The organism is Nostoc sp. EspVER01, assembly GCF_034530635.1.
In the GTDB taxonomy this organism is placed as follows: Bacteria; Cyanobacteriota; Cyanobacteriia; order Cyanobacteriales; family Nostocaceae; genus Nostoc.
Genome location: NZ_JAVRCS010000021.1, coordinates 107,569 through 117,342, shown reverse-complemented (window position 1 = coordinate 117,342; position 9,774 = coordinate 107,569). Strand labels below are relative to the sequence as shown.

The window sequence follows — 9,774 nt, the reverse complement described above, 5'->3', positions numbered from 1 at the left end:
ATCTGAATGGTTTACTTGCTATTTGAGTGTTTCTGCCAAAAGTGGATGCTCCCGGATAATACCATTAAGCTATGGAATTTGAAGAGTAACAAATTGCTGCAAACTCTCACTGGGCATTCAGGTTGGGTGACTGGTGTCGCCATTAGCCCTGATGGGCAAATTTTAGCTAGTACCAGTTATGACCAGACTATCAAGTTATGGAATATCAATACAGGTAAGCTAGTTAACACACTTGCTGGACATCACAGTTATGTTTGGTCTGTTGCTTTTAGCCCCGATGGTCAAAATCTTGCCAGTGCTAGCGCAGACTACACCATAAAGTTATGGCACATTAGCACTGGACAACAACTCTACACGCTGGGCAACCATTCAGATTGGGTTAACTCTGTCGCTTTCAGTCCTGATGGCAAAACTTTGGTTAGTGGTAGTCGAGATATGACCATCAAGCTTTGGCGCTGCGCTATCTAACAACAAATTAAAAATTTAGAGAATTGAAGCAAATTGCTAGATTTTTTGATCGATGCATTAATTGACAGTTTGATAACATCCATCTTTGGGATACTCTTTCTCTTGATTAAGTATTAACTCTCTAAAGATTAAGTATTAACTCCCTGGAGATAGAGCCACTTGTTTGAATGCAGAGGTTATTCTGAGATCACCAACAGTTGAGTAGCAAATAAGACTCAATATTTATCAGCAACATATATTTTCAGTTCATTAAAACCTTTTGTTTTCACAAAGCTTTAGTTCGTCAATATTTTAATCTGAGGAGTTAAATCAACGGCTATGTCTATTCCTAATGAACGCGAAAGCAAAAACAGTGAAGTTAGGCAAGAATCTTACACTGATATTAATGGCAATACTCAGACCCATTACACACAAACCACTGAAACAGTTAAGAACAATACAACTAATCCCAACTCTTACACTAACGGTTACGTACATGGTCGAAATGTTGAGCGTAGCTACCAGCAAGCAGATTTAGCCCAACGTGATGAAAACAATGCTAGTGGTGGTTTGCTGTTGGGTATTATCATTACTTCCCTGCTTGGTTTAGTTATAGGTGGGGTTTGGTACTTCAATCAGCAGAATAACGCAGCGGTTAACAATGCTGTGCCAGTTGTGGTTCCTGTTCCGAGTAAGAGCGATCCAACTCCCAGTGCATCTCCTCAACCACCAACGATAATCGAAAGAACTACGGAAGTACCTGTACCTGTTGCTGTTCCTGTTCCTGTTCCCCAACAGCAAGTTACACCTCCGTCTGCACCTCGCCAACCGGATATTAACATTACTATTCCACCCCAGCAGCCTGCGGCAGAAAAAGCACCTTCTGTAACCCAGCCAGTTCCTAAAGCGTCACAAAGTCCGGCGACGAGTCCAACTACTAATACTCCGGCTTCGCAGAACGATAGTTCTACTAATACTGTTGCTCCTGGTACAAAAAGTGACACCTCTAAAACCACTACACCTCAAGGAGTAGACCAGTCAGACAGTACATCTAACAGCGGTTCTGGTCAGTAAAGGCTTCTGAACTTTCAGTCCACTTGGTAATGTTGGCATGAATGCGAATATTACCAAGTGGAACAAATTTTAAGCAATATTTCTGAATTGTTGCGAAAAATTAATGGTATTCAAGTTTAGTAAAGGTATCTTGTAGCTAAACAAACACAATGCTAGATTAAGACCAAGGTACAAACAGGTTAAAAGTTAAACAAAAACTTTCAAGTTAGAGCCTGTGCCTCCTGCTCTAATCTTCTCGCGATCGCTATGATTGGTTGTGACATCCGTTGAATGTGTTTTTGCCTTAAGTTCAATGAGTTGTTTTGGAGGTTTTAGAACGCACAGCCAGAAAATGCCTGCCTAGTTGGAATGTAAGGATGTGCAATTCTGAGTAAAGCGATCGCGAATACTGTCCACCAAATTTTAAGTTAGCCATTTCTGAATTCTCCAATCTTCAAGTAACCGCCCCAAGCTATTGAGATTTATCCATCGTAGCTTCAGGCGGTTTCTGCTTTGAGTGTTATGATGCATTTTTGTCATTTGTCATTTATTTAGACTAATAACCAATACTTCTCTACTAGAGGCTACGCCAACGACTACGCGGTAGTTGAATCTCGACTTACCTCGACTTCGCTCGGCACAAGTCGCTCGATTTCCGCGCAGCGATGCACTGAGCCTGTCCTGAGCGTAGCCGTTGGCGCAGCCTCTCGTAGAGAAGGGCGTAGTCGTTGTGTCAAAACTCAGTACAAGTAACCAATGACCAATGACTAATGACTAACTAAGGTAATTACAGTCACTTCAGGCGGACAAAATAAACGTCCTGGTTTATAAGTTCCTAAACCACGATTGACATATAGTTGATTTTCTTCCACCTTGTGAAAACCTTGCGCCCACTCCCAATATCGAACTACTTTTGAGCAGTCTCCTAATAAAAATGTTACCCAACGCCGTAATTTTTTGGGAATTTGTTTGAGTAGCTTTTTGTAATAGAGTACTAGAGGGCCAATGCCCGGAATCACGATGTGACCACCGTGGGTATGACCAGATAGTTGCAAATCTACGCGCCATTGTTGCAATATCTTGGCTGTATCTGGGTTATGAGATAAAACGATGCGCGGTGTAAGCGAGTCTAGTTGATTCATCACTGGTGCGGGGTAAAATTCCCGTGACCAATAATCAGCTAGTCCTACCAATGGTAATTCTTTTCCTAATGGATAGGCGATTTCATTCCAAAGTACGTGAACCCCAATGGTGGTTAACGCTTGTGTAACTTCTGCTTTAGAGTGGCTGTAATAGATATCGTGGTTCCCAAGTACGGCGTAGATACCACAGCGACTTTGCAGATGTTTGAGTCGAAGCACCAATTGATGGATTGGTGTGGGATCGTCAGTTACGTAGTCACCAGTTAATAGAATTAAATCTGGTTCAGCTTCATTAGTAAGTGCGATCGCTTTTTCTAACATATCTTCCGACAGTCGCAAACCATCATAGTGAAAATCTGACAACTGCACTAACGTTGTACCTTGTAAAGATGCAGGAAGTTCCGCAATCTTAACCGTTATTTTATCTACTCTTAAATGTCCCGTAAACAACCAATGCATAAGTTAACCGATACTCCTCATACCAGCGCTTACAGCTTACCAAAAATAAAAATGTAACTTGATAAAATGCAATAATTTATGTCATCTACTTCAGATACAATTAATTCATTCGATTTAAATTTTGGCGATGAAAGTAGCAGGTTATGGCTGAGTTTGTAAGCACTCATTAGCCAGAGTACCTGCTGAAATTGCGTTCTTTTTTGTTAGATTTGGAATTACCTACTCACCTTGTAGGGTGATCATAGTAACTTCTGGGCGGCAAAATAAGCGTCCTGGGAGGTAAGTTCCCAAACCACGATTGATATATAGCTGATTTTTACCTAGCCGATGCAAACCCTGCGCCCATTCCCAATGGTTGACTACAACAGAAACATTTACTTCTAGAAATGGGAATCGATGCCTCACTTTTCTGGGTATTTTTTTTACAAGCTTTTCGTAAAACAACGCCGCAGGACCAATTCCAGGAATCACGATTTGACCACCGTGAGTATGACCAGATAATTGTAAATCGACTCGCCATGTTTGTAATATCTCCGCAGTATCTGGGTTGTGGGATAAAACAATGCAGGGTGTGTCGGGGTTTAGCTGGTTCATAACTGTTGCGGGGTGGAATTCCCGTGACCAATAGTCAGCCAGTCCGACGAGTGGTAATTCTTTTCCTAGTGGATAGGCAATTTCGTTCCAAAGGACGTGAATTCCAATGCTAGTAAGGGCTTCTGTAACTTCTGCTTTTGCGTGTTTATATATATCGTGATTGCCAAGGATAGCATAGATTCCACTGCGACTTTGCAAATGTTTGAGTCGAAGTACCAGTTGGTGAATTGGCGACGGATCATCAGTTACGTAGTCACCAGTTAATAAAATTAAATCTGGTTTAGCTTCGTTAGTCACTGCGATCGCTTTTTCTAACATCTCTTCCGACAGCCGCAAACCATCGTAGTGAAAATCTGACAACTGCACCAGCTTTTTACCTTGTAAAGATGCAGGCAACCCTGCAATGTTAACCGTTAATGCTTCTGTACTCAACGGCCCAGATAACAACCAATGCATAAGACGTTTAATAAAGTTCAATCATAGCGCTTACAGCTTAACGAAACATTGTCAGTTCGTGTACAGCGACCAGTGCAAGTTATTGAAAATTTTATTAAAGCTGTAGGTTTTAGCGTATTTATACTTTTTTAAATCAGACGTAGCTTTGCTGTTAATTTACGTCAGAGTATGGTGCATTTCTTTGGAAGGCGAGGGATAGTGATTCATGTTACGTATATAAATCAACTATACGGTCAAGGTTAATTTTTATAGAGTATACTGTGCTACATACTACCACCTGTTGAACCAAAACATTTAAAACTGTTTATGTCATCACCTTCAGAACAATCATTCAGCGAAGATTTTACCCGCTTTATGCAGCACGTAGAAACACTGATCTATAAAGCAGGTTGGACAGTTGAAACTGCAAAGATCAATCAACCTGACTATGACCTAGTGGTCAAAAAAGAAAACCTAATTGTTGTTGTTCAGGTTAAATGGCTAAGAAGTAACGTAACAGCGCCACAGCTTTTAAAGTTTGCTGACTTTTTAGATTCTGACGAAGGCAAAAAATTTAATTTTGGTTGGTTCATAACTACAAAAGGGTTTGGTGGCCCAGCATTGGCATTAATCAGAACCTGGGGTAAAGATACTAAAGTTCGCTGTGGGATTGCCCATCAAAATAAGCTGGTTGCGATTCCTAGCGGCGAAGACCCTCCCCCACCTCCACCAAAAAAAGTTTACTTTGGAGTTTTTACCTGTAAAGGCGGAGTAGGAAAAACAACTGTAGCAGGTCATTTAGCAGGAGCATTAGCGCTGCAAGGATTTAATGTAGCACTTGTGGATTTAGACCCAGAACAAAATCTGCAAAAATTAGTAGGTGATGGGGTTTTTGTTCCCAATCCTAAAGGGGTAGGTACAACTATTCAAGTTTTTGATGGAAATGATTGGCATGAAGATGCTGCCCGTGACTGTCAAATAGTAATTTGCGATTGCTCGCCAGCATTAGAGCGTAATCCCTCAGAGCTAGTTAAGCGATTAGATTATTGTATTATCCCAACAACCTTCAATCCACTGGGAATAAGCAAGCACGGTAAAGTTATTCAAGATACTGTTAAAGAAATACGTGAAATCAATAATTTAGCTCATTTATTTGTATTAGTTAACAATTTTAAAGATCCTGGTATTAAACGCTTAAGGCTTCTTAAAGAAGTTTATTCTAATACTTATAAAGAAATTAGTAAAATAGATAAAAAATTTCATTGTATAGATCCAGAAGAAGTTTGCATTCGGACTAGCGACCTACTTTACTACTGGGGTATACATATACTCGAAAATCCAGAAAATCCTGCCAGTAGATTAGCTTTTGATCTAGTTGGCGGAAGATGCTACCCGCGTGAAGATTTTATCAACTTAGCAGATTACATTGAAAGAGAAGCTGGTATAGGAATTCTTAGAGCTAGTTAAAACTGTTAAGATAATTTTACACTTAGCGATCGCTAATCTTCCTATAAAATTTTTACCAATATCTGTCCCAAAATCGAGCTTAATACAGAAATTCCTCTCTAACCTGACGGTATAGAGAGGTTGAAGGGGCTTGCTTGGGGTTAAGTCTGTATTGGACTCTACTGAGAACCTCTATAATTACAAAACAGCGCCAGACTTATCACAGACTGGCGCTATTTTTTCAATTTAATTCACAGTTAAAAATAGTTAAATGAATTTGTTAAATCTTTGTCATTGATTTACCGCAATTTTTTATACAGCACTGCGGTTGGTTAATAAATTCCACAAGAAAACTGCGACAATTGCACCAAGAACTGCTACTGCAATACCTGGAATGCTGAGACTAGGAGCTGCTAGAGATAAAGTTCCCGTACTGAAAAATACACCTAAACTACCGCCAACAAAAGCACCGATGATTCCTAACAATATGGTTCCTAGAATTCCGCCACCTTGATGACCGGGGTAGATAGCTTTTGCGATCGCACCAGCAATTAGACCTAAAACAATCCAAGCAAGAATATTCATTGTTGTTAAGTTGGTAAACGTTTTTGACTTACAAATACATATTAACGATCTTCATTTCTAACTTAATCTACCATCAGAATTAATTATGAATATCCATTAGGAATAGTTTAATTGCTACGAGATTTTTAGTATATTGCGGCTACCATCCTGCTCAGGAGGAGTCGGCTATGGATATATGTGACAGAAATACCTGGCGATTGGAAATCGCGGCTATACAAACGTACTCCTTCGGGTTCTCCAAAGGAAAGGTGGGTTTAGTTTGTGTAGCCCCAGACTTATAGTCTGTTCGCGTAGCGTGCGCCTTAGCGCAGGGCGATTCGCCAAAACGGGATGCTCCCTTACGATTTGCCAATGTCCTAAGCTGTCTGACAAATGCTATATGACCCATTTGAGGTAGATAGTCAATTAAAAAAAAGCTCCTAGTAGGTCTTTAACTAGGGGCTTATATAAACTATTGCTTGGTAATTGCAGTATATGCATTTTTAATTAGCTCTCTCCTCTACTAGAAGAATTAAGCTGAGTTTTTAGAGACTGTCTCTAAAGTAATGTAAAGGAAGCAAAATCAGATAATTGAGACGATTGTTTATTCCTACCAACCTCATATATGGCTTTTAATTTTTAATTGCTTATCCCACGATCGCTGCCAATGACTTGATGGCCGATCAATGGGAACAGTCTGCGGTAAGACCAATGCATACTTAGGAAAATCAGACTTACTAAAGTCAGCAGCATGACGCCCAGAATCGTTGTATATGACTTGGTGCGCCACCAAAATTCATTTGCACTTAGTCGCACAAGCTTCCATAAGCTAGCTATATCGACGCTTTCAGAATGGTGAATGGTGATTGGTAAGGATGCTGCTGTGTTTTGTCGTGCAATTGTCATTTTAATTACTCCTTTAAACCCAAATGCTAAGACACTAACTTTAAACTACGGCAAGGCTATAGAGTTTACGTTATTTATATGTAATATCTCATAGCTTGATGCAAGAAGCAAGTTTTAAGGGGATTATGAATCGGGGATTGGGCATTAGTATTAAAAATTAGGTATTTACTAGATTGAAAACTATTTTCTAGTCCGAGTCCCTACTCCCAGTCCCCAATTCCCAGTTAAAATGCCTAATCAAATTTGGTTATCACAGTTGCAAAAACATCGAGCGATCGCAGTTATCCGCGCCCCCCAAATCGAATTGGGGCAGCAAATGGCAATGGCTGTAGCATCTGGGGGAATGCAGCTAATTGAGATTACCTGGAATAGCGATCGCGCTGGGGAATTAATCAGTCAACTACGTTCGGAATTACCAGCCTGTATCATTGGCACTGGTACGCTATTCAATGTGCAGCAGCTAGAAGAAGCGATCGCGTCTGGGGCGCAATTCCTCTTCACACCCCATGTTGATTCGGCAATGATTCAAGCAGCACAAGAAAAAAATGTGCCGATTATACCAGGAGCTATGACTCCTACAGAAATTGTTACTGCTTGGAGTCAGGGCGCTAGTTGTGTAAAAGTGTTTCCCGTACAAGCAGTGGGAGGGATTAACTATATCAAAAGTTTGCAAGGGCCACTGGGTGAGATTCCCTTAATTCCTACTGGCGGCGTGACTCTAGAAAATGCCAAAGAATTTTTGCAAGCTGGAGCGATCGCTGTCGGTTTGAGCGGGGAATTATTTCCCCAAAAGCTTGTCATAGAGGGAAATTGGTTAGCGATCGCAACTCAGGCAAAAAACCTAATGCAACAGTTAGGTTAACTTAGAATCAAATCATCAAACATCCACGTCTATTAAAGTAATAGATATGGAAATAAAGGTGAAACCTGATAAGTTTCTCAAGACCCCATGATTTGAGTGTGAGTGTATCTAAAATGAAAAGACAAATTTCTCCTGACTGGGTGCGTCGCTTACAAGTACTCCTCACTGGTACAGCACTGTCCTTAAGTGTTTTTACTACTACTGGAACCAGTGAAGCTTGGGCGAATTCCAAAAATCAAGTGATTGCACAAAAAATCCAGACATTACAAAAATCGGATAAGCGCTGGATTCAAATTGATCTTTCAAAGCAACGGTTAATAGCTTGGGAAGGTGACAGAGTGGTTTATGGAAGTGCTATTTCCTCTGGCAAAAAATCCACTCCCACTCTTATTGGTACTTTTAATATTCAATCCAAGTTCAAAACTACAAGGATGCGGGGAAGCGGCTATGACGTTCCCAATGTTCCTCATGCGATGTTTTACCAAGGCAATTACGGTATTCACGGGGCTTACTGGCATAAAAGGTTTGGTACGCCAGTCAGCCACGGCTGTGTAAATCTCGCACCTAAACACGCTAAATGGCTATTTGAGTGGGCATCGGTAGGGACACCAGTAGTTATCCAGAAATAGTAGGTGAAGCAACCAAAAGGCAATTTGGATAAAATCATTAATAACAACAAATCAAGACAATTAAGTGATTCCCAGCAAGATTTTATGCTGGGAATCTTCGGAGTCCAAATTACCGAACTTGAAATAAAATATAGAAAAGGGCATTAAAGATTTGCCTAATAAATAAGCGGAAATCCTGACAATTACTGTGTGAAATTAGAAATGCAAATATGAATTCGGGGAAAGTTTGCATTTAGACATTTAAATGACAGATTTTTTGTAAAGGTTGTCCTTTGTAATTGGTTGTTGGTCATTGGTATTAGGACTCATCATTTAATTAAGGACAAATGACAAATATACCAATTGAATGTGGATTAGCTTAGGACTTGTCTTGAGAAGCATTAGCGGATGAATTGCGTAAATCCTCCACAGAAAGTGAGTAGTCACTCTGGAATTTGGAGTTTTCCAGAAAATTACTTCATTTCATAATTTTTGCGTAGTTTAAAAGGTGAGGCATAATGCAAACTTGGATTCGCCGTGGTGGGATTCGTTCTTCAGGAACTTTTTGTACAGGCGTGGCGCTGATGGTGGTGACTTTATTCTCTTGGTCATCGCCGTTAACAGGTACACCCAACTCGACTACAGCAACAGCCACGTCAGTCGATGAAAACAGCATCACTGTATCTAATAATATTAGCCAATCTCGCTGGATTGAAATTGATTTGTCAGAGCAACGTTTACGTGCATGGGAAGGTAATAAACTTGTTCATTCATATCGCATTTCTGGAGGTAAGCGAGCGACTCCTACACCCATAGGTAGATTTCGGATTAATTCTAAGTATCGTACTCATCGGATGCGAGGCAGAGGCTACAACATTCCTGACGTTCCTTACACAATGTATTTCTACAGAGGGTATGCCATTCACGGCGCTTATTGGCATAACCGTTTTGGGACTCCAGTCAGTCACGGTTGCGTAAATTTACCTGTTAAGCAAGCTCGCAATCTTTACAACTGGACTTCAACAGGAACATTAGTAGTTGTGCGGAAATAATTGCTAATTCGTAATAAATATCTGCAATTTTTCCTTTGATGTATAGACGGGTGCGTTCATGGAGTTAAGCACCTGTCTATACATAATTGCTAGACTAAAAACACATTTTTGAGTAATTGGGAATATTCTTCACTGTCTATGCTTAAAAATGGTTTGTAAGGTGTAATGGTAACAATCGCAGAATTTAAACGAATTATCATATCAGG

The 9,774-nt window shown here is 40.3% G+C and carries 11 protein-coding genes; 6 read left to right on the top strand and 5 right to left on the bottom strand.

The genetic code is table 11. The features are described 5' to 3' along the window. Positions 1-6 precede the first annotated feature (6 nt). The gene (locus tag RMX69_RS18600; protein ID WP_322638333.1) at positions 7-468 is read left to right on the top strand and encodes a WD40 repeat domain-containing protein; all 462 of its coding nucleotides are present in this window, start codon (positions 7-9) and stop codon (positions 466-468) included. 318 nt (positions 469-786) lie between these two features. Beyond that, on the top strand, positions 787-1,521 hold the full coding sequence (locus RMX69_RS18595) for a hypothetical protein (RefSeq protein ID WP_322638332.1): 735 nt from the start codon (positions 787-789) through the stop codon (positions 1,519-1,521). Positions 1,522-1,810: 289 nt separating this feature from the next. Here RMX69_RS18595 and RMX69_RS18590 read toward each other — a convergent pair whose 3' ends face one another. From RMX69_RS18590 to RMX69_RS18580, 3 genes are all read right to left on the bottom strand, one after another. Beyond that, complete coding sequence (locus RMX69_RS18590; protein ID WP_289799523.1) at positions 1,811-1,936, bottom strand: hypothetical protein; 126 nt, start codon at positions 1,934-1,936, stop codon at positions 1,811-1,813. Positions 1,937-2,267: 331 nt separating this feature from the next. Further along, positions 2,268-3,101: a metallophosphoesterase gene (locus tag RMX69_RS18585; protein ID WP_322638331.1), complete on the bottom strand. Its 834-nt coding sequence runs from the start codon at positions 3,099-3,101 to the stop codon at positions 2,268-2,270. Between the two features lie 219 nt (positions 3,102-3,320). Beyond that, on the bottom strand, positions 3,321-4,151 hold the full coding sequence (locus tag RMX69_RS18580) for a metallophosphoesterase (protein ID WP_322638330.1): 831 nt from the start codon (positions 4,149-4,151) through the stop codon (positions 3,321-3,323). A gap of 306 nt (positions 4,152-4,457) precedes the next feature. Here RMX69_RS18580 and RMX69_RS18575 point away from each other — a divergent pair, with 306 nt between their 5' ends. Beyond that, positions 4,458-5,597 carry an AAA family ATPase gene (locus RMX69_RS18575; RefSeq protein WP_322638329.1) on the top strand — a complete coding sequence of 380 codons (1,140 nt, stop codon included), beginning with the start codon at positions 4,458-4,460 and terminating at the stop codon, positions 5,595-5,597. A 291-nt stretch (positions 5,598-5,888) separates the two neighbouring features. Here RMX69_RS18575 and RMX69_RS18570 read toward each other — a convergent pair whose 3' ends face one another. Next, complete coding sequence (locus RMX69_RS18570; RefSeq protein WP_185584679.1) at positions 5,889-6,161, bottom strand: GlsB/YeaQ/YmgE family stress response membrane protein; 273 nt, start codon at positions 6,159-6,161, stop codon at positions 5,889-5,891. Positions 6,162-6,779: 618 nt separating this feature from the next. Next, entirely contained in the window at positions 6,780-7,046 is a 267-nt protein-coding gene (locus tag RMX69_RS18565) for a hypothetical protein (RefSeq protein ID WP_322638328.1), read from the bottom strand. 229 nt (positions 7,047-7,275) lie between these two features. Here RMX69_RS18565 and RMX69_RS18560 point away from each other — a divergent pair, with 229 nt between their 5' ends. The 3 genes from RMX69_RS18560 (at position 7,276) to RMX69_RS18550 (ending at position 9,568) form a co-directional block, all read left to right on the top strand. Next, on the top strand, positions 7,276-7,908 hold the full coding sequence (locus tag RMX69_RS18560) for a bifunctional 4-hydroxy-2-oxoglutarate aldolase/2-dehydro-3-deoxy-phosphogluconate aldolase (RefSeq protein ID WP_289799528.1): 633 nt from the start codon (positions 7,276-7,278) through the stop codon (positions 7,906-7,908). Between the two features lie 113 nt (positions 7,909-8,021). Then, positions 8,022-8,537, top strand: a complete 516-nt coding sequence (locus RMX69_RS18555; protein WP_289799529.1) for a L,D-transpeptidase — start codon at positions 8,022-8,024, stop codon at positions 8,535-8,537. Between the two features lie 497 nt (positions 8,538-9,034). Continuing rightward, positions 9,035-9,568, top strand: a complete 534-nt coding sequence (locus tag RMX69_RS18550) for a L,D-transpeptidase (protein WP_322638327.1) — start codon at positions 9,035-9,037, stop codon at positions 9,566-9,568. Positions 9,569-9,774: the final 206 nt, after the last annotated feature.

Excerpts from the sequence above, each read along its gene's own strand:
- RMX69_RS18600 (WP_322638333.1), top strand. The coding sequence starts at position 7 with ATGGTTTACTTGCTATTTGAGTGTTTCTGCCAAAAGTGGATGCTCCCG.
- RMX69_RS18595 (WP_322638332.1), top strand. The coding sequence starts at position 787 with ATGTCTATTCCTAATGAACGCGAAAGCAAAAACAGTGAAGTTAGGCAA.
- RMX69_RS18590 (WP_289799523.1), bottom strand. The coding sequence starts at position 1,936 with ATGGCTAACTTAAAATTTGGTGGACAGTATTCGCGATCGCTTTACTCA.
- RMX69_RS18585 (WP_322638331.1), bottom strand. The coding sequence starts at position 3,101 with ATGCATTGGTTGTTTACGGGACATTTAAGAGTAGATAAAATAACGGTT.
- RMX69_RS18580 (WP_322638330.1), bottom strand. The coding sequence starts at position 4,151 with ATGCATTGGTTGTTATCTGGGCCGTTGAGTACAGAAGCATTAACGGTT.
- RMX69_RS18575 (WP_322638329.1), top strand. The coding sequence starts at position 4,458 with ATGTCATCACCTTCAGAACAATCATTCAGCGAAGATTTTACCCGCTTT.
- RMX69_RS18570 (WP_185584679.1), bottom strand. The coding sequence starts at position 6,161 with ATGAATATTCTTGCTTGGATTGTTTTAGGTCTAATTGCTGGTGCGATC.
- RMX69_RS18565 (WP_322638328.1), bottom strand. The coding sequence starts at position 7,046 with ATGACAATTGCACGACAAAACACAGCAGCATCCTTACCAATCACCATT.
- RMX69_RS18560 (WP_289799528.1), top strand. The coding sequence starts at position 7,276 with ATGCCTAATCAAATTTGGTTATCACAGTTGCAAAAACATCGAGCGATC.
- RMX69_RS18555 (WP_289799529.1), top strand. The coding sequence starts at position 8,022 with ATGAAAAGACAAATTTCTCCTGACTGGGTGCGTCGCTTACAAGTACTC.
- RMX69_RS18550 (WP_322638327.1), top strand. The coding sequence starts at position 9,035 with ATGCAAACTTGGATTCGCCGTGGTGGGATTCGTTCTTCAGGAACTTTT.